This is a genomic window from Calothrix sp. CCY 0018, from assembly GCF_963920925.1.
Lineage (GTDB): Bacteria > Cyanobacteriota > Cyanobacteriia > Cyanobacteriales > Nostocaceae > Rivularia.
Genome location: NZ_CAWUDI010000065.1, coordinates 1 through 24,826, shown reverse-complemented (window position 1 = coordinate 24,826; position 24,826 = coordinate 1). Strand labels below are relative to the sequence as shown.

Here is a 24,826-nt window from a genome sequence, read left to right as displayed (position 1 = left end):
TGAAATAAATCATATGAAAAATCTTGTTTTGATAAGATAATAAAGTATAAAATTACTAAACAAAAATAAAACCATGAAAGTGAGCGCTCGCAATAACTTAAAAGGAACTGTCAAAAAGATTATACCTGGAGTTGTTAGCACTGAGGTAACTTTAGAAATAGCACCTGGAGTAGAAGTAGTTTCAGTTATTACTAAATCATCCGCAGACCAAATGCATCTTTCTTTAGGGAAAGAGGCTTATATTGTAGTTAAAGCAACAGACGTTATGGTTGGTATTGATTAATTAATTTAGGTAATGGGTAATGGGTAATGGGTAATGGGTAATGGGTAATGGGTAATGGGTAAAACTAATTTCTTAATTCTTTTTGAGTGAGATTTTATAGTTTTGAGTTTCTGATTCCAAAGTTGTGATATTTTAGAATCGAGTAGAAAAATCTACATTACCAATGTCCAATGCCCAATTCTTAATTACCAATTACCAATTACCAAATAAAAAAGCCATAGCTAATTAAAGCTATGACTAAAAATTAAACTATTTTGTAATTGTTAAATCAAAACTTTATACCAAGTAAGGTTCTTGATGAGTTTTAATTGTGCAGTTAGAGCGGGGATAGGTGACGCAAAGTAAAGCGAATCCTTTGGACATTTGCTCGTCATCCAAAAAGATTTGGTCGGATTGATCGATTTCACCTTCAACTACTTTACCAACACAGCTTGAGCAAGAACCACTTGAGCAACTGAAAGGTAATTCAATACCAGCTTCTTCTGCTCCTTCTAAAATGGTGGTTTCTTCGTCAATTTCTACTGTGGTGTCTAAATCTTCCTTTTTGTTGATCAATCTAACTTCGTAACTAGCCATGTTTCTGTTCTCCTCAAACTACGTATAAGTTTTGGTTGTTAATTGTTAGTTGTTAGTTATTAGTTAAAAGTTGTTAGTTAATGAAGGGCAACCGATCTAAAACAGCTTACTGTGAAGAAGTTATAAGCTCTTAGATATTTGACTAATGCGTGGGAGCCACGAACTATTAACTACTAACCACTAACCACTAACCACTAATTAACAATTTATTGATTGCAAGGTGTACCGCCAGGGGTACCGTCACCAGCTTCAAATGACTTGCCACAACCGCAGGTGCTGGTTGCATTGGGATTAGTAAACTTAAAGCCGCTTTCCATCATGCCTTCGATAAAATCGATTACCATCCCTTCCAATAACGGCGCACTTTTTGCATCAACATAAATGGTTATGTCGTCTTGTTTAACCACCAAATCATCAGCAGCAGGCTTACTGGTAGTGTTCATTGCATATTCGTAGCCGTTACAACCACCATCTTTAGCGGAGACTCGGATACCTTTAGGCTTTTCGTTTTCCGAAGTTGAGGTACTTTGTAAAAACGAGCTTAAACGTTGTGCTGCTGTTTCTGTCAAACTAATGGTCATGGCTGTTTCTCCGTATTTGTAGATGATGATTGCTTTTGCTTGAGGAATGAAAAATCAATCTTTCTGCATTGATGCTGGAATTTTGGATTTTGGATTAACTGTTTTTGACTTAGTTGAAATTAACACTCAACCAAGTTAACGATCGTAAGGAGGCTTAAAACCGATAAAAAATCCAAAATTAAAACTTGATGTTACCAGTGGCTTCCACAGGTTGAGAGTGGGAATACCTCCAAGGAGCGCTATTACCGCATACCGGACATTCGCGATCGCGATAAGAGCGACGTTTAGCAAAGTCCATTCTGGTAAAATCTATCGTTAGTAATTGCGATAATAGAGGCTGACTAAACCCGGTAATTAACTTGATAGCTTCTAGAGCTGTTAGACAAGCTAAAGTACCCGAAACTACACCTAACACTGAAAATGCACGTCTATCCCAATCAGGTTTCTCTGGAAATAGGCATGATAGGCAGGGAGTTACACCAGGAATAATTGTAGTTAAATAAGCCTCCATTGAATCCATAGCGGCTTCTACCATTGGCTTTCGCCAGCGAACGCAAGCTTCATTTAACAAGTTACGCTCTGTAAAGTTGTGAGCGCAATCCAAAGCCATATCGGCTTGCTGTACTAACGAGTCTACATTATCCGGATTGATGTAATCGTGAATTGTTTCTATCTCAATGTCAGGATTGATAGCTTGTAGGGTTTCCTTAGCTTTAATAACTCTAGGATTTCCTACCCAATCGTGAGTCATGAGAATTTGACGATTCATATCATCAAGCCGCAAGTCACCTCCTCTAACGAGGATTAGTCTTCCTACGCCTGCAACCGCAAGGTAAAGTGCAGCCGTACCGCCTAATCCTCCCACACCCGTAACCAGAACCGTAGCTGACTTTAAACGCTTTTGCGCTAATTCACCAAAATTAGGGAGTGACATCTGGCGACTATAGCGTTCCAACTCGGTAGGTGTTAGGTTTACCACAATATTTACCTCCTAATCCGAATCAATTTCTGTCAGCTTGACTACATTTTTTGGCTTCTGGTGAAACACTTTGAAAAGTTTTTGTTCTTGGGGTGTTGACTCTATAAATAGCTGATAAGCATTCTCTAATGCTTCACGATATTTACCTAATAATTCTGAGTCTTTAAGTTCGGAATTATTCTTGTCAATTTCTTCGATAAATTTAGAAAACTTTTGTAAGATATGCAGACGATTAACGTGTACGACTTGTTGGTCGTATTCCAATTCAAAAAATTTGAAATAATCTTCTGCATCTACTAACTTCTTGAATTCTGAGAAGCTTTGAGCCATTATAAGTTACTCCATTGTTTTCAATTGTTGTTTAAGTTCGTTTAATTCACAATATATTTTGTAAGTAGCCTCAGCTACTCCCATCAGGTTTTCGTAATCAGTAGGTAAACCTTCCGCCAAATCGTGCAAGTCCATTTTCATTTGACCTGCTTTACTATTAAGACGCTTGATCTTTTTTTTTAACTCTTCAATATTTGTTGTTTCTTCGGTTTGAGCCATAGACATCTCCTAATGTTGGGCATAGGGCATGGGGCATGGGGAGATAGGGGGATGGGGTGATGGGGAGACAAGGAGACTTTGGAGAGACAAGACTAACTAACTCGCAAATCGCTAGTTACTACTCCCTACTCTCTACTCCCTACTCCCTACTCCCTAAGAATTATTTATAGTTCTCCTACTTCGCGAAATCGCTGAGCTAATTCAACGCCTTTCTGCACTAAAATATCTCCTTCTTCTGCTAATTTTTCTAAAGAATTAAAACCAAATCTATGGACATCCCGCATAGTCTTTTTAACTAACAAAAGACGACCGGAAAATACTAATACCCATCCGAAACCTTCATGATTCAAATCGGCAACAACCTGCGATAGCAAACCAGTTTCCTGTTCGATGCGAATTGCTATAGCGCGGTAAAAAGCATTGATTCGCGATATTGTTCTAGGATCTACTTCATCCTCAACAGAAATTTTGCGTTTGTCTTGTTTGGTAACAATGTAAGGTTTAAGAAGTAAATCATCCGACCACTTCTTATAAGTTCCGTAAGTATCTAAGCCTCGAATTTGCTGCACTAATGCCTTAATAAAAGCAGAACTTAAGACATCGCTAGTCGCCGTACCGTTCACACTATTATTTGGGTTCATACAGTTGCATCCTCTTCTAATTCATCTTCAAAGTTACGGTCTTGTTTTTGTAAAGCTTTACGCAACCAAGGTGGGGGACTTCCTTTGAGAGTTTGCACCAATCTTTCTAACAGTTCTTTGATTTCATCTTGTTCGGAACGCGCTTTAACTGGAGTTACACCCTTTTTAATTAAGCGAGCAGCAGCGCTACCTCCGATTGCTGTAACATAAATGATGGTGCAATCTTCTAAGGCTTTTAATTTCGGTACTAATTTATCTTCATTACCATCTTCTTTCAGTTCGCCACCAAAGGAAAGAGTTTCTAAAAAATGATAACCTTCGTCCGAGATTTCATAAACATCAATCGCTTTTGCTGAACCAAAATGAGCATTAATATGAACGTTATCGTTCGTCGTAAAGGCAATTTTCATACGTATTACTCCTTTAAATTAGGTCAAAGGTTAAAGGTCAAAAGTCAAAATTCAAAAGTGAAAGGCTAAAGGTCAAATAATTTTTAACTCTTAATTCCTAACTCATAACCATTAACAACTAACAACTAAGCACTAACCATAATTAGTGTTTTACACTCATTTCCTCTTGCTCTAAAAAGATATTGCCAATGTCAAACAAAATTCGCATAGTTCCCCGATAGCCAACTTTATTAAATTGACCTATACCTAAACGGTCAAATATAGGAATACCTTGGCGATAAAGAGGAATATTTAACTTATGAGAAACTGTTTTGACGTTAGAGTTACCTATTAATAAATCAGAACCCGTGGCAACTTGCTCAAAATCTTCTAAGTCACCAATAATCACTTTTTCCATCTTGAGTTTTTCCAATAAAGGAGAACGTGTAGTGGTGACTGCGGCTTGAATTTCTGCTCCCATTGATTGCATAAAATTAGCCGTTGTGTAAAGCAAATCGGGTTCTAATGCTAAGGATACCCGCTTGCGACCAAAGAAAAAGTGAGTATCGAGCATCGCGTCTTGTAATTGACGACGTTGGCGACGATATTTTTCTGGAACGCTAACACCACTAACATCTGATAGGGCTTGTAAAAAGTTATCTACAGCATCTAATCCAGTTAGCTCTGTAAATAATTCGTAAGGAATTGCAAAGCGTTTATCTAAAATTTCTGCCGCACCTCGCATACTTTCACCGATCCCAATAGTAAAAGCCGAACTGCCCATTTTACGCAGTTGCGCCAAAGTGGTACCACCGCCCGTGATCGGACTATACGAATCATCTAGATGTCCATCTAATGAAGCCGAAAGATCGGGTACAACAATAGGAATTAATCCAAAAGCACTAACGATTTCTTTGACTTCCTGTAAATCCCCTGGGGTAAAAGCAGAACCGATCAAGATATTAACTTGATTCGGTCTAATTTCACCTTTTTGAGGAAGTTCGCGAACCATGCTTTCTACGGCAGCAGCATATCCATCTTGCAGCGCTCCTTTAAAATCTGGCGAGGAGACTAACAAAATTGGTAACTCGTCTAAATGAGGATGACTTTTACGGAAATCTCTGAGGATTTTTTCCATATCATCCCCTCTAGTTTCCGTCAGCCCCGTAGTACAAAGCCCAATAATTTCAGGGTGTACCTTTTCGACTAAAGTTAATATTGCTTGCTCGACATTATCCTCTCCACCCAAAATAGTAGAGACTTCCGTCATCGCCGTAGTAGAAAGAGGAATACTCTCTCGAAAATGCCGTACTAATACAACTTTAGCGAAAGCCGTACATCCTTGTGAACCGTGGACTAGAGGTATCATACCTTTCAATCCTAAAAAGGCTAAAGTTGCACCCAAGGTTTGGCTTTGCTTAAGAGGATTTACTATAACTGGTTTATTTTGAGTCGCGACAATAGCCATAATTTATAGGTTAAAGGTTAAAGGTTAATAGTTTTGGGTTTTAAATTGGGGAATGGGGAGTAGGGAACAGGGAATTTGTAAAAATAATTATCTAAGTATTTTTTTATAGGGAGCGAGACGCTCCCACTGCCCCAAATCTCCGTTTAATTACTGCTAACTGTTTACTGTTTACTGTTTACTGGCAACTGCTCACTGATTTCCCAAGGAGCGGGTTGACGTATCTGCTGCCAAACTGGACTGTAAAGAGCTTCATCTAATTCTCGCGCCATATTAACCATGCCGTCATAACCTGCATAAGCGTGATGTCGTTCTTGGTTGATGTCGAGGAAAGGAATTCTGGCTTTGAGAGCAGTGTATTGATTTCTACCGCCTGCAATCAGCATATCTGCTTTGGTTTCGCCAATTACTCGGATCAATTCCTGGGGGTTGCCTTTGGACATCATAATGCCGTCTTTACCGAGCAAGTCCTTAATTTTGGCTTTATCTTCTTCGGTACTTTTCTTTGTACTAGTAGCAACAACTTCCATTCCCAAATCTTTAGCAGCCGAAATAATCGACCAGCTTTTCACGCCTCCGGTATAAAGTACAACGCGCTTGCCTTTCAACCGGGCACGATAGGGAGCTAATTTTTCATCTAACTTTGCAGTTTCTTCTGCAATTAATTTTTCAGTCCGCTCCTGTAAATCGGCATCTCCTAACTTACTTGCTACAGTTCTTAAAAAGCGGTTCATATCAGCTACGCCGTAAAAAGATTCTTCTATATAAGGAATGCCGTAACGCTCCTCCATTTTCCGCGCCATATTAATCATGGCTTTGGAGCAAATCATTACGTTCAGCTTGGCACGATGGGCATAACTAACCTCTTTGTAACGAGCATCACCTGTAATTTTACTTAAAACGCGAACGCCTAATTTTTCTAAAATTGGCGTAACATTCCACATTTCGCCAGCGATATTATATTCACCAATTAGATTAATATCGTATGGTGTGGTGTGTTCCGGTTCAGAAGTACCGACAACATACTCTAATAAAGTTTCTCCAGCCAGACGATTTCCCAGATTTTTACTACCAATAAAACCTGGTGCGTTGACGGGAATAATAGGAATACCAACTTTCTTGGCGGCAGCTTTGCAAACTGCATCTATATCTTCGCCTGTTAATGCTGTTACACAGGTGGAGTAAACAAATATGGCTGCGGGGTTATGATTTTGTTGTACGTGTTGAATAGCTTTGTAGAGCTTTTTCTCGCTACCGAAGATGACATCATTTTCGTTTAAATCGGTAGTAAAGCCTGTTTTGTAAAGCATGGGACCAGAGGAAAGGCTACCGCGACTACCCCAAGAATTACCAGCGCAAGCTATAGGTCCGTGTACCAAATGAGCAGCATCGGTAATCGGAACTAAAGCAATCATTGCTCCATCAAAAGAACAACCCCCTTGGGCTGCTCCGGGTTGCGCTTGTTGCTTACAAGCTTTATTTTTCTTCTCTCCATTTTTTTGGTTATTGTGTTCGCACCCTGGTTCGGTTAGTAGTTCGTTGATTTTACTTTGAGTCATTTTCATTTTTTAAGCCTAATAGTAAAGTATGATTAATTGGTAATTGGTAATTGGTAATTGGTAATTGGTAATTGGTATTTGGGCATGGGGCATTGGAAACAGGTTACGAGCTAAAAATATTTTAATTTGTAGATTCAAATTTTGTGAACTAATTGTAGTGCGGGCATCTTGTCCGCTAGTAAAATACAAATTAATGCGCGATCTAAATGGTTGATATTACTAACATTATTTAATAGCTTTATTTGTTTATTTCTATTCCCAATTAGCAATTAGCAATTAGCAATACCCAATGCTTAATGCTTAATGCTTAATGCTTAATGCCCCTTAAAAAAAGAAAAAGGTAAAAAAGGAAGTCAGAAGTATAAAGGATGAAGGATGAAAATACTACTTCATACTTGAGCCTTTATACCTCATCCTTAATTACCATTTCCTATTTTTCAAAATACCAGCGATATTCGCTGGTTAACTCAATTTCTAACGAATTAAGTCGAAGGAAATATCTGTCTTGGAAGGAATATTGGTGCTGCGATCAATTTCTTCAAAGATAGCGTTTACAACCCAGGTAATTAGGTTGATTGTACCTTCATAACCAATAGTAGAGTAGCGGTGTAGATTGTGACGATCCATGATAGGATAACCAACTCTGATTAAAGGAGTCTTGGTATCGCGCTCCAAGTACTTACCGTAGGAGTTACCGATCATGAAGTCTACAGGCTCGGTGAACAGTAAAGAACTAATATGCTTACTATCGGGTAAAATATAAGATAAGAACAAATATTGCTGTAAGGTTTGCTGTATGGACGTTTGGGGATATGCTCGCGTTAGCACGGATGAGCAAGCAGACGATGAAGGAGCTTTGATTAAACAAATGCGCCGTTTGCGGAGTGCGGGAGCGACGAAGTTATATTATGACGTTGAAAGTCGTACTAGCGACAAGCGCAAAGGACTTTTACGGTTAATTGAAGATATTAATGCATTAGGAAAAGGCAAAGTTTCAAAGTTATTATTTATTAGAATTGATCGTTTAACTTCATCATCCATGACTTTTTATCGGTTAATGGATGCTTTGAAAAAAAAAGGTATTGAGCCGACTGCAATTGATGAGCCTTTTGATATTTCAAGTATTGGTGGAGAATTGACAATTGATGTCAGATTGGCAGCGAGTAAATATGAAGTCAAAATGTTAGGAATGCGAGTCAAAAAAGAACGAGATACTCGCAAAGCAAATAAAAAAGCTCACTGGAATTCTCCACTAGGATATGAGGTTGAAAATGATAAATATAAAAGAGATGATAGCCCCTGTGTTTGTATTATTGAAGGAGAAGTTGAACTATCGCGATCGCAATTAATGAGAATGGTATTTGACACGTTTTTTGCAGTAGGTACGGTATCCCAAACTGTGAAAAAACTACACGAGATTTTTGGGATTCAAGCAAATGCTGTTCCCAAATCCCGCAACGAGAAAATTAACGTTTTAGGGGAAGAAGATGAAATTATTTTGAAAAATATCAATAAATCCCGTGGAAGCGGCTTAAATCTGCGCTATCCCCACACAAGTTTAAAATGGTCGGTTTCTGGTTTGCGTTCAATTCTTGTTAATCCTATCTATGCAGGAGGAACGCTATATAATACTGTTGTTAGCTCCAAAGGACATCGCAAACCCTTCGATGAATGGGAAGTTACATGGGGAACACATGAGGATGAAGCAATTATTACTCATGAAGAACACGAACGCATTAAAACGATAATTCGCTCAAATCGCAATAACCGATGGGCTAGCGAACAAAAATATACGAATCCGTTCGCAAACTTAGTGAAATGCCAGCGTTGCGGTGCAGCTTACAGTCGTCAGTGCAAAAAATTGGTTAAGAAAAAAAATTTTATCAGACACCATTATCAATGTAGTTTTTATCGCACGGGTGCTTGTGATAACAAACAGATGATTTCTTCCGATAGCTTAGAAAAAGAAGTCATCGAACATTTAGTTAAAGAAGCCGAACGGTTAGCGGGATTGGTTGAGCAAGAAACGAAAGTAATATCAGAACCAGCATCCGTGAAAACCCTTAGAGCATCTTTAAATACTCTCGAAGCACTACCATCAAACCCAGCCATTGAAAAAGCCAAAGAAGATATGAGGATGCAGATAGCCAATCTTTTAGCTACACAAAGCAATGATTCCGTGCAGTATCTGATTGCTAAAGAGCGAATTATTCGAGCATTTTCCAATCCAGAATTTTGGCAAGGATTGCTCTTAGAGGATAAAAAAGCTTTATTGCAAGGATGTATTCAGAAAATAGCAGTAGATGGTAATCGGGTTACGAAAGTTGAATTAATGCATCTTTCGTCTTAGTTTGATTATAAAAAACTTACCTGAACGTAAAATAGACATCTCCGGAAAACATTTCTATGGTTTCAAATTACACGCAAACCGCGAGCCCCCCTACCCCCCTTCCCTATGAGGGAATGGGGGTTTTTTAAGCCTCTCTCAAGCGTGGGGGAGAGGTTTGGAGAGGGGTATTTTTCATTTCCGGAGATGTCTAATATATTGTTTAGGACTTACGCAGCAATAACGGAAAATATAGTATTCCAGACATTTTAGATCCCCCCAACCCCCCCATGAATTGGGGGGCTTTGCGTAAGTCCTGATATTGTTTAGGAAAATATTACCCCTTTGTGTACCAAAAGCTTTTCGTAATCCGATTGCAGAGAGTTGATGAATTCATTAGTAAACAAAATCAGGGTAAAGATTATAACCGTTGCGACAAGCAATCAACTCAAAAAGCGAGTACTTAAAGTAAATTTAGATTCTACACTCAGGATATTCGCTTACTGCATAAGTTGATTTCCTTGTTTTCTACTACATAACAGAAAGAATTGATAAAAAGCATTACCTAAAACAACTGCATAAGTCAATTCTTTCAAAATCTATAACCAATCAACAAACAATTAATTATCAACAGGAGTACTTTCAAATGTCTTACGCTCAAAATCATACCAACCAAAACTACTGTGAATGTGAATTCACCATTCCGATTAAATTAAATATTCCCATCACCATCGATTCTCCGGTTTACATAAATCCAGTACCTGTTACCAAGCAAAAATTGGCTGTTGTAATTGAACCAGATTTACTGTTAGTACCAGAAGTTAGAGGAAAAGCTCCTCAATGCTATCCTCAGCAGGAATTACCATGTTCTAACCAAGAATCTTTACCAGCAAGCTATTAAGAAATAGGAAGAATTGATAAAAAGCATTACCTAAAACAACTGCATAAGTCAATTCTTTCAAAATCTATAACCAATCAACAAACAATTAATTATCAACAGGAGTCTTTCAAAATGTCTTACGCTCAAAATCATACCAACCAAAACTACTGTGAATGTGAATTCACCATTCCGATTAAATTAAATATTCCCATCACCATCGATTCTCCGGTTTACATAAATCCAGTACCTGTTACCAAGCAAAAATTGGCTGTTGTAATTGAACCAGATTTACTGTTAGTACCAGAAGTTAGAGGAAAAGCTCCTCAATGCTACCCTCAACAGCAACTACCTTGTTCAAACCAAGAATCTTTACCAGCAAGCTATTAAGAAATAGGAAGAATTGATAAAAAGCATTACCTAAAACAACTGCATAAGTCAATTCTTTCAAAATCTATAACCAATCAACAAACAATTAATTATCAACAGGAGTCTTTCAAAATGTCTTACGCTCAAAATCATACCAACCAAAACTACTGTGAATGTGAATTCACCATTCCGATTAAATTAAATATTCCCATCACCATCGATTCTCCGGTTTACATAAATCCAGTACCTGTTACTAAGCAAAAATTAGCTGTTGTAATTGAACCAGATTTACTTTTAGCACCCGAAGTTAGAGGAAAAGCTCCTGAATGCTACCCTCAAAATGGCTACGGAGATAAGAATTTACAGAATAAAGATGTGATGGAATCAGCAGAAATCAATTAGTCTGTCATTTATTTGTGGATTGTGCTTAAGTCAATATTCACACTATTCATAGCTCCAATGGTGTGAATATTAACTACCAAATATGTAAGATTTATAAATAAAAACCCCCAAATAGCAATTATGTCTACCACACCAAAATCAAATTATAAATTAGAAGGCAATAAGATAGTAGTTTTTTTAACGTTAAACTTTCCTTTAGAATTTGAGATTGAGTTAGAAGGAACCCAATATCCAAAAATTTTAGAATCTGCCATCAGCGCAAATTCAGATATAATTATTAACGAAATAAAGAAAACTCAACTGGATGAAAAAATACAGGTTTTATCTAACAAGTTAGCAACTGAGATATTAGATAAATCTAATAGCGAAGAAAAGTTAAATTCTCTGATGGCTCAAGATATTTTAAATACATCATTGGATAATACCAATGAACCACAAAGCAATTTACAAGTAACATCTACTCCGAAAAAAACAAAAGTACGTTTCCCCGATTCAGTCAATGATAGTTTAACTTTAGCAGTAAATATTGTTGGGAATATCCTCTTTTTGGGCAAATTAGCTAATTATAGTTGGGAATAATATTTGGCTCTATATTCTATCGACGAACTAACTCAAGAAAGGATTGCTCTTAGAGGATAAAAAAGCTTGATTGCAAGGATGTATTCAGAAAATATTAGTAGATGGTAATCGGGTTACGAAAGTCGAATTAATCCATCTTTCGTCTGGGTAGATAAAAAAAAAGATGACATCATCAATATTTATTTATGCCGACTTACTGAGTAGAAAAAATCTCTAAGTACAAGTATTGTTATATTCTGTATATCTACAATATTATTTCCGATTCAAATCTATTTCTTGAACTGCCTTAAGACAAATTTCTTGTAAAAACTTATGGCTGGTTTTAGCTAGCAGCACCATTGCAAAACACCAAATAGATATTACTATCATCGATATCAAAACGGGTTTAGCTGTAGATTCAGATTTTTCTTTGACAGTGTTTGTATTGATATATTGCCTAAATTCTGGTTTTAACGGATAAACATTATTTTTAGAATGTCTGACTCTGAATTTTTGATGATATCTCATTAAATCAATTATGTTTTGATGCGATTTCATTTTTGATTCACCTAATTTATTGATGTCAACTCAGTTATTTATAACTAATTTTTATCAGCGGATAGTACTATCTTCTTGTGGAATCGAATTGTATATGAATTTTTGTTGAGTCCTATTTTTAATTAAATGACTACCCCCAAAACCTATTAATAAAAGAATCAAAATCAAACATGATGCGAATATTTCGTTACCTGAAAATCTCTAATTTAATTTTGTTTGATTTTTATTCTTCTCTAAATCAACTCTGCCAATATCATATTCCCACATAGGATAAAAATATCCCTCGTTCTTACCATACAGAATATTTGTTGTTTCTTTACACGGTTTTTTCTGATTGATATTTCGCATAACAGATAAATCCCTCACTGTAAATTATCGCAAAATGATTTTGATTCTTTAGTACTTGATATGGTACAGTTGACCTTTTTTTTGAATGTTTACTTTTATCTCCTCGTTAAAGCCGTTAGTCTATTCTATTTATCTTATGGGGAAGCTTTTGTTCAGTTATGCAGGTTATACAAAAATTTACTATTTTCTTAACACTTTTTAATTAAGATTTGTAATTTGGTTCCTAATCGCGATCAATATTTAATCGTGTTATTTCTCTTCTTGTTTGTAGCGAATATTTATCACCTGATGATAAGAGTTAAAACACTTAGGACAAACTTTTTGATGATGGAGTACTAAATCAATCTCTTAAAGGGTGTTTATAAATAAAAAATAAAATTATCCAGCTTTGAGCTTTTAGCGGGTTTAATACCGAAGCCGTCTTGTTGGGGTTTAAATCCCAGCCCTTTCAACGCGAACATACGAACTACTTTAGCGAAGACTGAAACTCTCTCCCAGCATAGGTTATTAATGATTAATTCAAGGTATTCTGGGCAATATGAGTACCAGGGTGGTTGAGAATGTGATTAGCGGAGCTAAACGCCTTCGGCGTAACGCGATGAAATGTCCAAAATGTACATCAACTCATATCCGGCCATATTGGAAAAAAGACAAGTAAGCAAAATTACATTTGTGCTGACTGTGGTCGTCAGTTCATTGATTCTTATGACTTACAAGGCTACTCAGAAGAAACTAAGCGTGAATGTGCCCGAAATGTACGTCAATGGTTTAGGATTTCGAGCTATAGAACGGCTTAAAAAAGTACATCATACAACTATAATTACTTGGGTAAAGAGAACAGGTAAAACCATTACAGATGCGCCGTTAGATGAAGAAATACCTGTTAGCGAAGCGTGTCCGAAGGACATAGTTACACAGATAGATGAATTAGAAACTTTTGTTGGTTCAAAAAAAACAAAATATGGCTGTGGACGGTAGTTAATAAGCACAAAGCAGGGATATTAAGATGGGTTATAGGGGACAGAAGTTCTAAAACATTTAAAATTCTATGGTCAACTATAAAATGCTGGCATTCTTACTTTTATGTGACAGATGGTTATCCAGTTTACCCCTGTTTTATCAACAATGAAGATCATATTGTTAGTAAAACATATATGACAAGAGTTGAAGGTGAAAACAGCCGTTTAAGACATTACTTAGCTCGACTTCATCGTAAAACTTTCTGTTATTCTAAGTCCGAATAAATGCTTAAACTATCAATTCGATTGGTAATACATTATCTCAAATACGGTTCCGTGGCGCTTGAGGGCGCTACGCGCCCCAAGCTTAAGGTGATCGCGTAATTCATACTTGGATTCAGCAACGCCGCCATTCGCATATAGTCAGCAAGACTATCAGCGCAGGCTCGTTATTCTCTTGGAAGATTTCGTTGGAGAATCTATCGAAAGATGGATGCGGCAGCAACCAAACTTTTGTAATATATTCTTATCTAATTTATTGCGATTAGCAATCAATATCACAGATATTTTGGGAATTGTATCGCTCTCTGGTGCTTTTGAGCCTACCGCTCGATGCTTCAAACTCCCAAAAAGTAGGTTGGCTCAATTGTGTTAACATCAACCAAGAAAATATGCAGAAATGGGCAGAACACGCACCCATGAATTATCTATCTACATAAATTTCATCTAGTCGAGGCAGAAAAAGCGCGAGTCTTGTCTTAGGGCAATTTTTTAAGGCTGAAGAATTTTACAAGCGAGCGATCGCGGGGGCTGCTGAAAATGAGTTTATCCAGGAAGAAGCACTCGCCTATGAATGCTCAGGCAGCAATTTCACTAGAAAATGCTCGGTTGTATGAACGGTTAGCAGACTATACTAAAACGCTGGAAAGGGAAGTAGAAGAGCGAACTCAAGCCTTACAGCAGGAGATCGCTGAACGTCAACAAACCGAAGCTGCATTACGACAAAGTGAAGCAAATTATCGCAACCTGCTACAAACCGCGAATTCCGTCATCATTCGCTATGACACGCAAGGACGAATTCGATACATCAACGATTATGGGGTGAAACTCCTGGGCTATGAAGAACATCAGATTGTAGGGCGAACCCTATTTGAAACGATCGTTCCAGAAACCAATACCTATGGACGCGATCTCAAACCCTTTATCCACGATTTACTTCGCAATCCTCAATCTTACCCGCAAGTCGAGGGTGAAAATCTGTGTCGAGACGGTCGGCGAGTTTGGATGGCCTGGTCGAATCAAGCCATCTTCAATGAACAGGGAGATGTTGTTGAAATCTTATCGGTGGGCAATGACACCACCCAGCGTAAACAAGCAGAAGAGGCTTTACAACGCAGTGAAACCAAGTTCCGCAATATCTTTGAAAACTCGCAGGTCGGCATCTTCCGAACTCGCCTCTCGGATGCATTATTTCTCGATGCCAATCAACGCCTTGCCAATCTGTTGGGCTTTGATTCACCAGAGGAGATCATTGGGCTAGAACACAGCATCGACTATTTTGTAAATCCCAGCGATCGCCAATACGCCATTGAGGTGATGAAGCGGGATGGGGAACTGCGAAGCTATGAAGTCCAGATGCGAAAACGAGATGGGACACTGTTCTGGGGACTTACCTCTACTTATCTGAATGCAGCCGATGGATACGTCGAAGGGGTGGTTGCGGATATTAGCGATCGCAAGCAGGCAGAAGCCGCATTACGGCAAAGTGAAGCAAATTATCGCAACTTGGTAAAAACCGCGAATTCAATCATCAATCGATTCGATACGCAGGGGCGAATTCGATACATGAACGATTATGGGCTGAAATTCTTTGGCTATGAAGAGCACCAGATTCTAGGGCGTACCCTCCTCGAAACGATCATTCCCGAAACCGAAAGCTCCGGACGCGATCTCAAACCCTTTGTTCAAGAATTACTTCGCAACCCTGAAACTTACCTGCAAACCGAGAATGAAAATCTATGTCGAGATGGTGGGCGAGTTTGGGTTGCCTGGTCAAATCAAGCGATTTTGAACGAACAGGGAGATTTAGTTGAAATTTTATCGGTTGGACATGACATCACCCAGCGTAGACAAGCAGAAGAGGCATTACAACGCAGTGAAACCAAGTTCCGCAATATTTTTGAAAACTCCCAGGTCGGCATTTTCCGAACTCGTTTCTCGGATGCATTAATTCTCGATGCCAATCAGCGCCTTGCCGATCTGTTTGGCTTTGATTCACCCGATGAGGTAATTGGGCTTAAACACAGCACAGACTGTTATGTAAATCCTAGCGATCGCCAACAAGCGATTGAATTGCTGAGGCTTCATGGCGAACTGCAAAACTTTGAAGTGCAACTGCAAAAACGAAATGGTACATTGTTTTGGGGGCTTTACTCTACTCGTCTGAATGCAGCCGATGAATGTATGGAAGGGGTAATTGCAGATATTAGCGATCGCAAACAGGCAGAAGAAGCCCTACAAGCCTCAGAGACAAAGCTACGGACTCTAATTGAGGCAATTCCCGATCCGCTGTATGTATTAACTGCTGAAGGGCAAGTACTCGATGCAGTCGAGAGAGATCCCAATCTGTCATGTAGACCAATCGAGGAGCAGATTGGTAAAACACTGCATCAACTCCTTGCCAAGGAAAAAGCCGATGAATTCCTGAGTTGCATACAGCAGGTACTGAGAACCCAACAAGTTCTCACTGTTGAATACAGCCACTGGATAGCTGGACGAGAAATGTGGTTTTCGGTTCGCATTGCTCCAATCGACCACGACCAGGTGATTTGGTTAGTGCGAGATATTACGGCGCTGAAGCAAGCAGAAGAAGCCTCAATTTTAGAGGAGCGCAACCGCATGGCACGCGAAATTCACGATACACTTGCTCAGGCGTTTACAGGCATTCTGGCTCAGGTAGGAGCTGCAAACCAGGTGCTCATGGATGATGTAGAAGCAGCTCAGGCACACCTAGATTTGATCAAAGAATTGGCACGCACTGGACTGACTGAAGCGCGGCGATCGGTCGTCGCGCTCCGTCCTCAGCTTCTAGAGGAGGGCAGTTTACAGAGCGCTCTGCACCGTCTCATCGCTCAAATCAGAACTGCCGCAATGGATACCACTTTATATTATGAGATTGAAGGTACGGTGTATTCTCTACCGACTGAAGTTGAGAGTAACCTACTGCGGATGGGGCAGGAGGCATTAACCAATGCGATTAGACACGCCAATGCTGACGAAATTCGAGTGCAGCTAGTCTACGATCGCGATCAGGTTTGCTTGCGCGTGCAAGACAATGGGCAGGGCTTTGGAGTCGGGAATATTCCAGCCTCTGAGGGTTTTGGCTTACTCGGCATGAGCGAACGGGCAGAGCGCATCGGCGCACAACTCACAATTGGGAGTCAACCTGGACAAGGAACAGAAATTATTGTCACCGTCGATCGGGAGGCATCACAATGAGCCAAGCCATTCGGGTTCTGATTGCAGACGATCATGCCATTTTTCGGCAAGGATTAGCTACGATTATTAACCGTGACCCAGATATGCAGGTGATTGCCCAAGCCGAAAATGGGGAACAGGCGATCGCTCTATTTGGAGAACACCAACCGGATGTCACGCTCATGGATCTGCGAATGCCTAAAGTGAAAGGAGTTGCCGCCATCGGTGCAATTTGTGCGACGGCTAAATCTGCTCGGATTATTGTACTGACCACGTATGATAGTGACGAAGATATCTATCGGGGATTGCAGGCAGGCGCAAAAGGATATCTGTTGAAAGAAACTGAACCTGACGAGCTTCTGAATGCGATTCGTACCGTTCATCGGAATCAGAAGTATATTCCGCCCGATGTGGGAGCAAAGTTGGTACAGCGCCTCAGCAATCCAGAACTGAGTGAAAGAGAACTAGAAGTACTCCGCTCACTGGCACAGGGAATGAGCAATGCCGATATTGCGGCTGCTTTGAGTATCGGTGAAGGCACTGTTAAATCTCATGTCAATCGGATTTTGAATAAGTTAGATGTTAGCGATCGCACCCAAGCTGTAATTGTTGCCGTTAAACGCGGCATTGTTAATTTATAGGATGTACTTTCGATAGAATTGGGATTCTAACTTGAGTTATAGCCAGCCTTATACTTTGCGATGGCATGGTTGCTCTATCAATTTGTACTGTAAAAGTTTTAACTTGCTATAGACGACAGCTTGAAGGCGATCACCTATATTGAACTTATTCTGAAAGAAGCTAAGTATTAGAGCTGGCCACACTTCAGATAGCTAGGAAAGAATGACATCGACTGAATTTAAATGAAAAAGGAGACAAACCCATGAGCAACACCATCGACACAATGATCGATCCCAACGACGCCGTGCTGCTGCTGATTGATCATCAGAGCGGACTCTTCCAACTTGTGCGTGACATCGAACTCCCAGCCCTCCGCTCCAATGTCACGGCACTCGCCAAGATTTCCCGACTCGCCAAGATTCCGACCTTCACAACTGCTTCGGTGCCCGATGGGCCCAATGGGCCCCTGATTCCCGAAATCCACCAGCACAATCCTGAGGCGGTTTACATTCCGCGCACAGGACAGATTAACGCCTGGGATAACCCAGCTTGGGTAGATGCTATCGAGAAGACCGGGCGACGGACTCTCCTCATCGCCGGAACTCTCACCAGTGTGTGCATGGCGTTTCCGACGCTGAGCGCACTGGCCGCTGGTTACAAGGTCTTCACGATCATTGATGCTTCCGGCAACTGGAGCCAGATGGCGACCGACCTCACTCTGGCCCGCGTCGCCCAGGCGGGAGCCATGCCCATCGACACTTACGCAGTAATCGGGGAACTCATGAACACGTGGAACCGTCCGGACGCAATGGAGTTTGCCACTGTCATGGTTGACCTCATGCCGATTTACCGCGCCCTGATGGAGAGCTATGACAAAGCTCAATCCGTACAACGAGATGGACTAGAGACCAACCTCGATCAGCAAATGGCACATGTGTAAAAGCACCTAGTTACAACGCGCACGCACAAAATAAGGGAAGGGAAGGCGAGGAGTTGGTTATCCGTTCCTCGCCCTGCATTCCCGATAAGAATGTCCGTAACACCCTAGCAAGCGGGTTCTTTTGATCGAGTTTGGATTCTAGCTTAGAAGAAGGAATTTACGTTGATTGGCTACGGATTGTTGCGATCGCGCAGCGTGTGCATAGCACGTATCGCCTTTTCCAACCAATCTAAATAAGTCTGTTCCCGTTGCTTCACTAAGTCCAAAACTAGTCGATGCAGTTTTTGTTCACGCGATGCAGTCGGATTACTCAAAGATAGAGTCTCGATCGCCTCACACTGGGCTAGCTTTTCTTGCCGTGCTTCCAGTTCCTGCTCTAGCAGATACACGATCTCCTCGTTAAGCAACTGAGCCGCAAAATAGAGTTGCGCCAGCAACGGCTCTCGTAACACGGGCAACGGATGATGCGTCTGGAGCCAGTGGGTTAACTCTGCTTCACCTGCTTCAGTAATCCGGTAAACCTTGCGATTGGGGCGATCGTGCTGAATCTCGACGGTACAGGTAATCCACCCCTGTGACTCCAGTTTGTCTAAAGTCCGATAAATCTGTGCCTGATCTGCTTTCCACAGATGGGAAATGCAATCGTCAAAGCACTCGGTTTTGAGGTCGTAGCCTGTCCGCTCCTGTTGTTGGAGCAGACCCAGAATCACATGGGCAAGAGACATAGGCGGTTTACCGAAGGAATAAGGAGGACAAGCCCTACCTATAGAATTGATATACTTCTATGCTAATATGTGATTAATCATATATAGGATAAGTTTTATAAACTGTTTGCCTGGAGGCAACTGTATGACAACTCAAACTCAAACACTCCGAACCGTTGCTGGAATCATTAATAGTGTAGAAACGCTTGAAGGAGGGGGCTTCTTGGTGCGTCGTCCTTTTCCCAAGAGTAGCTTTTCCGAGTTTGACCCCTTTCTCCTCCTCGATGAATTGGGTCCCGTGAATCAGAAGCCCGGTCAAGCAAAGGGCGCACCGGATCATCCCCATCGTGGCTTTGAAATCGTCAGCTACGTCCTGGATGGACGGCTGGAACACAAGGACTCGGTCGGTCATGCCGGACTGCTCAATCCCGGTGATGTGCAGTGGATGACCGCTGGGGCAGGCGTAGTGCATTCCGAAATGCCAGAAGCTGAGTTTACCCGCACGGGTGGACGACTGCACGGCATTCAACTCTGGATCAACTTGCCGCAGCGGGACAAGATGATTGCTCCTCGCTATCAGGAAATTCCATCAGCGCAGATTCCGGTGGCTCAGACCAAAGACGGGTCTGTGACGGTGCGAGTGATTGCGGGAGAAGCGTTGGGGGCGAAAGCGGTGATTGAAACCCGCACCCCGATTATCTACCTGCACTTCACGCTACAACCGAGAGCAAGCATTGTTCAATCGGTACCGAAAGAGTACAACACCTTTACCTATGTCCTCGATGGGTCTGGTTTGTTTGGCACTGAGCAAGAACGGGGTGAGGATGGGCAAATGGTGATTTTTGCATCGGATGGGGAGGAAGTGGCGATCTCCAATCCTGCGGATGCCACCCAACCCCTCGATCTACTGCTGATTGCTGGAGTGCCGCTGAATGAACCTGTGGTGCGGTATGGTCCTTTTGTGATGAACTCTGAAGCCGAAATACTGCAAGCGATCGACGATTACCGAAATGGAAGGATGGGACATATTCATGCTTAACACGCTTCAACACCGCATCACCCAACATCAACTGCTGACCGATATACGCATCAAGCTATTGCATCTACATAAACTGTTGTTGGATACAGAACGTATTCGTTACGAACAAGTGCGCGGACAGGTCTCTAATGGTGAATTGCTGCAACTGCTGGTCAATCACGATCAATTTGCCTGGTTGCATCACCTCTCAGAATTGATTGTGCAAATTGATGAGTTAATCCACTCTGATGAGACTATCACCTCCAAGGCGATCGCTTCTCTCATTGCTGATGTTCGGATTCTACTCACACCTGATGAAGCTGGAAATGACTTTGCTGTGAAGTATGATGCGGCGTTTCAACGCAACCCCGATGTGGTGTTAGCTCATGCTGATTTGGTCACACTGCTAGCGACTAAAGTTCAACTATAAATTGAGCAGTTCGTCCAGATTAAATTTGATCTGGACGAACTGCTTTTATGAACCTATCCCACTAATAATATTCTATGAATCCAGATATGGATGGTGGCAAGGTCTATGAATGAGTTAAAATAGACACTTCTACGTTCCCATCTAACTGCAAGACGACGGTATTTGCGTTGGAACCAAGCAAAACAACGTTCTTGTTGAAATCTAGGAACTGCTATTTTGATTGGTCTCCCCTTATTTTTCCGATTTTTCCAAACTCTTTTTGGTATTTGAGGTCTGATACCACGCTTGCGTAAAATGGCACGTTTTTCTTTTGAGTCATAGCCTTTGTCAGTAGCCAACACCTTAAGTTTCTTACGTGGTCTACCAGGTTTCAAGGTTTTAAGTTTTACTTTATCAAGTAAGGGAATAATTTGTTCTCTTTCGCTACCGTTAGATGGAGTTGTAGAATTCGCTAAGGGCATTCCATTACCCTCGGTTAATGTATGAATTAAAACTCCCTTCCCTTTACCACCATACGCAACTTCCTCACCTCCCCCTTTCCCAGGGGGAAAAAGAGCCGTCTATAGCTCCAAAGTCCCAGTTTATAAGTCCTCTTTCATTGGCGATCGCCAGTATGCGTGCTTGTAAATGTTCAAATGTACCATTTGAGCGCCATCGCTTTAACCATCGGTGTGATGCGCTTTTTGAAGCCCATATATTGCCTCGTGGTAAGTCACACCATCGGCACCCAGTAATCAGAATATACAACAGACTATTTAATATATGCCGATACGGAGCATGAGGCATCCCTTTTCCGCGTTTTTCTAGCTCTGGAGGAAATATATCTTCAAATAGTTTCCATTCAAGGTCGCTTAATCCCTCAAAACGTCCTGCCATAATACGATACACTCTTCTGAATAAAGACTAGATTATCATATTTTGCCATTAGTGGGATAGGTTCATGCATTGTATTTGCCGAATCGTAAGCATTCGCGGCGTGTTCAGATGCTTATTGATTTCCTAATTCAGCGATTTGGGAATCCGCCCTATTGAGAAAGAAACGTTTGACGGACGATACTGCCTACTCTGACAATTAATCTGCGAACTGATGTATTTCCTAAACGAATCGATGCGCCTGATTCTAACTTAAGTTATAGCTAGGCTTCTACTCTACGATAGCATGGTTACTCTATCATTTTGTACTGTAAAAATTTTAACTTGCTATAGACGACAGCTTGAAGGCGATCTCCTATACTGAATATGACTCTGGAAATTAAATCAATGGCAGTTTTGAAACATTAGCCTTTTGCTGGCAAGATTTGTCTAAGCTTTTTTCTAAAGCGATTTCATGATTATTCCAAGAGAGAACAACCGGACTTAGATTTTAGGAGAAACACAATGATACTTCAAGATAAAGTGGCGTTAGTCACTGGTGGCACATCGGGAATTGGTAGAGCAACCGCGATCGCTTATGCCCAACAACAAGCAAAGGTGGTGGTGGTGGGTCGTCGAATGGATGAAGGTGAAGAAACTGTTCGATTGATCAAGGAAGCTGGCGGAGAGGCGATTTTTGTGCAAGCAGATGTCACGAAAGAAGCCGATGTTAAAGCAATGGTTGATAAAGCGGTTGGCGTTTTTGGTCGGTTAGATGTTGCCTTTAATAATGCAGGAACTTTCGGTGAAAATCCCTCATTGATTGAGCAAACAGAAGCTGAATATGATCGCATTATGAACGTCAATGTCAAAGGCGTTTGGTTGTCGATGAAATATGAAATCGCTCAGATGTTGAAACAGGGAAGTGGTTCTATCGTCAATACGGCATCTGCGAATGGAGTCGTTGCACTTTCTGGCGTACCCCTCTACACCGCGAGTAAACATGCGGTAGTAGGCTTAACAAAAGCTGCTGCGCTCCAATATGCCAAAGCGGGGATTCGCATCAATGTCGTTGCACCAGCGGTAATCGAAACAGATATGTTTGAAGCAGCTACAGGTGGGCAGGATGAAGCCAAAGCTTACATGACAGGACTTCACCCGATCGGACGAATTGGAACACCGCTTGAAGTTGCAAATGCAGTCCTGTTTTTATCATCTGACCTGGCATCGTTTGTAACAGGTGAAACGTTGATGGTAGATGGTGGGTATGTAGCGCAGTAGTCGCTCGGCAGTGCGAGATGACAACACTTGCAGACAAAGTTGCACTGGTATAGCTGTAGCCAATTAGATTAGGACACAGACTATAAGTCAAGATAGTCGCCGTAAAACAACCATCATTAATCACGTAACTAAAAAGGAGTTTGATCATGCAGAACATCACAATTGACACTATCACTGAAGCCGTCATTAATCATGGCGATCGCGACAAATCTCACCCGCGACTCTATGAAATTTACACGAGCTTGGTTCGACATTTGCATGACTTTGTGCGTGAGGTGAATCTGACAGAATCAGAATTGCAGCAGGGACGTAATTTTCTCAACCGGGTCAGTCATCACACTCAGGAGATCCCCGCTGGAGAAATGCAGGCGTTAACAGATCTACTCGGAATCTCAGAGTTGGTAGAATTACTGCACGATGCCCATCACGGTACAGAAAGCAATTTAGAAGGACCATTGTATGTGCCGAATGCACCAGAACGGCAGATGGGCGATCGCTTGGGTATTGATACAGAAGGAGATTCGCTTTTCCTGTCAGGCAGGGTTTTAGATTTGAACGGTCAACCGATCGCCAATGCTCTGATTGATGTTTGGCAACCCAATTCCAAAGGATTATATGATGTCCAAGAGCCATCTCAGCCGTTGGGGAATTTTCGCGGACGTTTCAAAACGAACAAGAGTGGAAAGTATATGTTGGAAACCGTCGTGCCACTAGGTTACAAAGTGCCAAGCAGTGGTCCATGTGGCGAGTTGCTGGGACTCTTGGGACGGCATCCCTGGCGGGCGGCTCACATCCATTTCAAAGTCAGTGCCCCAGAGTACACGTCGCTGACAACACAAATTTTTATTGCTGGTGATCCTCACCTGAATTCAGATACAACCTTTGCAGTGCGATCAATGATCATTGAATTACAAAAGCACGAAGCGCTAGACGAACTCAAGGCACGGAATCAAAGTAAACAGTTTTACACAACGGAATTTGATTTTGTGTTGAAACCCGCTACTCTCTAGCGGAGAATCATCAAGCAATGGTTGCACATTATGTCTACACCATCAATCCAGAACAATCTGCTAATTGGCATTTGGAAGTTAATTTCTGCAACTGCTATTTACGCTGATGGAACGGTGACTCCAGACGTGTATGGAACTCATCCGGTTGGCTACATCACTTACACATCAGATGGTCACATGATGGTGATGTTTTCTAGGAGCGATCGCTCACCGCTGAGTCAGGAGGTCAGATCACCGCTGACTCCCCAGATGCAATCTTTACCCGTGGAAGAGCTTGCTCAAGCATTTACAACATTCAATGCTTACGCTGGAACTTATACGTTGAGTGGCAACACAGTAACTCACCAGATCAAAATTGCATCAATTCCTAATCGCGTTGGTACAACGTTAGTTCGCACCTTTACTCTTAATGAGAGCCGACTAACGCTCGTGACGCCGCCAGTCTTGAGTGATGGTGTTGAAGCGGTTTTTGAGGTGCTGTGGGAACGCATTATAGCAAGGGGAGTTCATTGTCGATAACGAAGTAGAGGCAAGTACGATCACTTTTCACTCACTGAAAACGTCGCTATCCTCGGTTATCTCAACGGACGAAACTGGCTCACTGGCGAACGATCGATTGCCGGGTATGTAGCGCAGTAGTCGATCAGCAGTGCGAAACGTTGCGACCAAGTAGCGATCGACACCGATATGAATCCCGCAGATAAAAACGTTGCCGCAGTCATGATCAAGATGATTGCCTTTGGTCGCTACGGACAGCGAGGTAGCTGGTATGGTCTCTTATCTCGCCAGTCCTGAAGCCGCCTTTGTCAACGGTTCGAGCCTCAAAATTGATGGCGGTTTTACCGCTTGAACGATCTGTAATCAAATTTGTAATCCCTAAACTCGACCAGGAAAACACGATGTCACAAAAACTCTCAGGCAAAGTCGCCCAAAAATAGTTCCTTTGGCATCAGGCTAAAATTAATGCACCTAACTAGATATTTTGGTCTTGTTTCTATCAATAAATATCTCAAACACCTATTTTATCGTATAAACCAGCTAGTTTACGATCCTTGCACTTACATCTTATTAGCT

Annotated in this window: 27 protein-coding genes and 3 pseudogenes; 16 read left to right on the top strand and 14 right to left on the bottom strand. The window is 41.3% G+C overall.

Annotated features, from left to right (window positions below; genetic code table 11):
• The first annotated feature begins 73 nt into the window (after positions 1-73).
• The gene (locus ACM03V_RS31255) at positions 74-283 is read left to right on the top strand and encodes a TOBE domain-containing protein (RefSeq protein ID WP_414624703.1); all 210 of its coding nucleotides are present in this window, start codon (positions 74-76) and stop codon (positions 281-283) included.
• Between the two features lie 276 nt (positions 284-559).
• Here the strand turns inward: ACM03V_RS31255 and ACM03V_RS31250 are convergent, their stop codons facing one another.
• The 10 genes and pseudogenes from ACM03V_RS31250 to ACM03V_RS31205 all read right to left on the bottom strand — a co-directional run.
• Complete coding sequence (locus tag ACM03V_RS31250) at positions 560-859, bottom strand: 2Fe-2S iron-sulfur cluster-binding protein (RefSeq protein ID WP_414624702.1); 300 nt, start codon at positions 857-859, stop codon at positions 560-562.
• Positions 860-1,065: 206 nt separating this feature from the next.
• Positions 1,066-1,440 (bottom strand): HesB/IscA family protein, encoded by a 375-nt coding sequence (locus ACM03V_RS31245; RefSeq protein ID WP_414624701.1) that lies wholly within the window; start codon positions 1,438-1,440, stop codon positions 1,066-1,068.
• A 178-nt stretch (positions 1,441-1,618) separates the two neighbouring features.
• Positions 1,619-2,419, bottom strand: coding sequence for a HesA/MoeB/ThiF family protein (locus ACM03V_RS31240; protein WP_414624700.1), 801 nt, complete (start codon positions 2,417-2,419; stop codon positions 1,619-1,621).
• A 12-nt stretch (positions 2,420-2,431) separates the two neighbouring features.
• Entirely contained in the window at positions 2,432-2,749 is a 318-nt protein-coding gene (gene nifW / locus ACM03V_RS31235) for a nitrogenase-stabilizing/protective protein NifW (RefSeq protein WP_414624699.1), read from the bottom strand.
• 6 nt (positions 2,750-2,755) lie between these two features.
• Positions 2,756-2,968: a CCE_0567 family metalloprotein gene (locus ACM03V_RS31230; RefSeq protein WP_414624698.1), complete on the bottom strand. Its 213-nt coding sequence runs from the start codon at positions 2,966-2,968 to the stop codon at positions 2,756-2,758.
• A gap of 164 nt (positions 2,969-3,132) precedes the next feature.
• Entirely contained in the window at positions 3,133-3,609 is a 477-nt protein-coding gene (locus tag ACM03V_RS31225) for a NifX-associated nitrogen fixation protein (RefSeq protein WP_414624697.1), read from the bottom strand.
• Entirely contained in the window at positions 3,606-4,019 is a 414-nt protein-coding gene (gene nifX / locus ACM03V_RS31220; RefSeq protein WP_414624696.1) for a nitrogen fixation protein NifX, read from the bottom strand. Before nifX ends, ACM03V_RS31225 begins: the two co-directional genes overlap by 4 nt.
• Before the next feature lie 142 nt (positions 4,020-4,161).
• Positions 4,162-5,466: a nitrogenase iron-molybdenum cofactor biosynthesis protein NifN gene (gene nifN / locus ACM03V_RS31215; protein ID WP_414624695.1), complete on the bottom strand. Its 1,305-nt coding sequence runs from the start codon at positions 5,464-5,466 to the stop codon at positions 4,162-4,164.
• 161 nt (positions 5,467-5,627) lie between these two features.
• Positions 5,628-7,028, bottom strand: coding sequence for a nitrogenase iron-molybdenum cofactor biosynthesis protein NifE (gene nifE, locus ACM03V_RS31210; RefSeq protein WP_414624694.1), 1,401 nt, complete (start codon positions 7,026-7,028; stop codon positions 5,628-5,630).
• A 468-nt stretch (positions 7,029-7,496) separates the two neighbouring features.
• Positions 7,497-7,772, bottom strand: a pseudogene (locus tag ACM03V_RS31205) (nitrogenase component 1); the annotation flags it as partial.
• Between the two features lie 46 nt (positions 7,773-7,818).
• On the opposite strand from ACM03V_RS31205, the gene xisF reads away from it, so the two are divergent.
• The 5 genes from xisF (at position 7,819) to ACM03V_RS31180 (ending at position 11,575) form a co-directional block, all read left to right on the top strand.
• Positions 7,819-9,372: a fdxN element excision recombinase XisF gene (gene xisF / locus ACM03V_RS31200; RefSeq protein WP_414624693.1), complete on the top strand. Its 1,554-nt coding sequence runs from the start codon at positions 7,819-7,821 to the stop codon at positions 9,370-9,372.
• Positions 9,373-9,994: 622 nt separating this feature from the next.
• Positions 9,995-10,249 (top strand): hypothetical protein, encoded by a 255-nt coding sequence (locus ACM03V_RS31195; RefSeq protein WP_414624692.1) that lies wholly within the window; start codon positions 9,995-9,997, stop codon positions 10,247-10,249.
• A 111-nt stretch (positions 10,250-10,360) separates the two neighbouring features.
• Positions 10,361-10,615: a hypothetical protein gene (locus ACM03V_RS31190; protein WP_414624691.1), complete on the top strand. Its 255-nt coding sequence runs from the start codon at positions 10,361-10,363 to the stop codon at positions 10,613-10,615.
• A gap of 111 nt (positions 10,616-10,726) precedes the next feature.
• Complete coding sequence (locus ACM03V_RS31185) at positions 10,727-10,996, top strand: hypothetical protein (RefSeq protein WP_414624690.1); 270 nt, start codon at positions 10,727-10,729, stop codon at positions 10,994-10,996.
• Between the two features lie 120 nt (positions 10,997-11,116).
• Positions 11,117-11,575: a hypothetical protein gene (locus tag ACM03V_RS31180; RefSeq protein ID WP_414624689.1), complete on the top strand. Its 459-nt coding sequence runs from the start codon at positions 11,117-11,119 to the stop codon at positions 11,573-11,575.
• Positions 11,576-11,827: 252 nt separating this feature from the next.
• On the opposite strand, the gene ACM03V_RS31175 is transcribed toward ACM03V_RS31180, so the two are convergent.
• Positions 11,828-12,112: a hypothetical protein gene (locus ACM03V_RS31175; protein WP_414624688.1), complete on the bottom strand. Its 285-nt coding sequence runs from the start codon at positions 12,110-12,112 to the stop codon at positions 11,828-11,830.
• 946 nt (positions 12,113-13,058) lie between these two features.
• Between ACM03V_RS31175 and ACM03V_RS31170 the strand changes: the two are divergent.
• The 4 genes and pseudogenes from ACM03V_RS31170 (at position 13,059) to ACM03V_RS31155 (ending at position 18,457) form a co-directional block, all read left to right on the top strand.
• A pseudogene (locus tag ACM03V_RS31170) lies at positions 13,059-13,803 on the top strand (IS1 family transposase).
• Positions 13,804-14,268: 465 nt separating this feature from the next.
• Positions 14,269-16,917, top strand: a complete 2,649-nt coding sequence (locus ACM03V_RS31165; protein WP_414624687.1) for a PAS domain S-box protein — start codon at positions 14,269-14,271, stop codon at positions 16,915-16,917.
• The gene (locus ACM03V_RS31160) at positions 16,914-17,537 is read left to right on the top strand and encodes a response regulator (protein ID WP_414624686.1); all 624 of its coding nucleotides are present in this window, start codon (positions 16,914-16,916) and stop codon (positions 17,535-17,537) included. Before ACM03V_RS31165 ends, ACM03V_RS31160 begins: the two co-directional genes overlap by 4 nt.
• Before the next feature lie 242 nt (positions 17,538-17,779).
• Positions 17,780-18,457, top strand: coding sequence for an isochorismatase family protein (locus tag ACM03V_RS31155; RefSeq protein WP_414624685.1), 678 nt, complete (start codon positions 17,780-17,782; stop codon positions 18,455-18,457).
• 170 nt (positions 18,458-18,627) lie between these two features.
• Here ACM03V_RS31155 and ACM03V_RS31150 read toward each other — a convergent pair whose 3' ends face one another.
• On the bottom strand, positions 18,628-19,182 hold the full coding sequence (locus ACM03V_RS31150; protein WP_414624684.1) for a PadR family transcriptional regulator: 555 nt from the start codon (positions 19,180-19,182) through the stop codon (positions 18,628-18,630).
• 124 nt (positions 19,183-19,306) lie between these two features.
• Here ACM03V_RS31150 and ACM03V_RS31145 point away from each other — a divergent pair, with 124 nt between their 5' ends.
• Both ACM03V_RS31145 and ACM03V_RS31140 read left to right on the top strand, forming a co-directional pair.
• Positions 19,307-20,200, top strand: a complete 894-nt coding sequence (locus tag ACM03V_RS31145) for a pirin family protein (RefSeq protein WP_414624683.1) — start codon at positions 19,307-19,309, stop codon at positions 20,198-20,200.
• Complete coding sequence (locus ACM03V_RS31140; protein WP_414624682.1) at positions 20,193-20,609, top strand: hypothetical protein; 417 nt, start codon at positions 20,193-20,195, stop codon at positions 20,607-20,609. Before ACM03V_RS31145 ends, ACM03V_RS31140 begins: the two co-directional genes overlap by 8 nt.
• Positions 20,610-20,662: 53 nt before the next feature.
• Here ACM03V_RS31140 and ACM03V_RS31135 read toward each other — a convergent pair.
• Both ACM03V_RS31135 and ACM03V_RS31130 read right to left on the bottom strand, forming a co-directional pair.
• A pseudogene (locus tag ACM03V_RS31135) lies at positions 20,663-21,112 on the bottom strand (transposase); the annotation flags it as partial.
• 22 nt (positions 21,113-21,134) lie between these two features.
• Positions 21,135-21,485, bottom strand: coding sequence for a transposase (locus tag ACM03V_RS31130; RefSeq protein WP_414624681.1), 351 nt, complete (start codon positions 21,483-21,485; stop codon positions 21,135-21,137).
• A gap of 501 nt (positions 21,486-21,986) precedes the next feature.
• Here ACM03V_RS31130 and ACM03V_RS31125 point away from each other — a divergent pair.
• The 4 genes from ACM03V_RS31125 (at position 21,987) to ACM03V_RS31110 (ending at position 24,602) form a co-directional block, all read left to right on the top strand.
• Positions 21,987-22,742, top strand: coding sequence for an SDR family oxidoreductase (locus ACM03V_RS31125; RefSeq protein WP_414624680.1), 756 nt, complete (start codon positions 21,987-21,989; stop codon positions 22,740-22,742).
• A 146-nt stretch (positions 22,743-22,888) separates the two neighbouring features.
• Entirely contained in the window at positions 22,889-23,752 is an 864-nt protein-coding gene (locus ACM03V_RS31120; protein WP_414624679.1) for a dioxygenase, read from the top strand.
• 30 nt (positions 23,753-23,782) lie between these two features.
• Complete coding sequence (locus ACM03V_RS31115) at positions 23,783-24,271, top strand: lipocalin-like domain-containing protein (protein ID WP_414624678.1); 489 nt, start codon at positions 23,783-23,785, stop codon at positions 24,269-24,271.
• Positions 24,272-24,521: 250 nt separating this feature from the next.
• Positions 24,522-24,602, top strand: coding sequence for a hypothetical protein (locus ACM03V_RS31110; RefSeq protein ID WP_414624718.1), 81 nt, complete (start codon positions 24,522-24,524; stop codon positions 24,600-24,602).
• Positions 24,603-24,826: the final 224 nt, after the last annotated feature.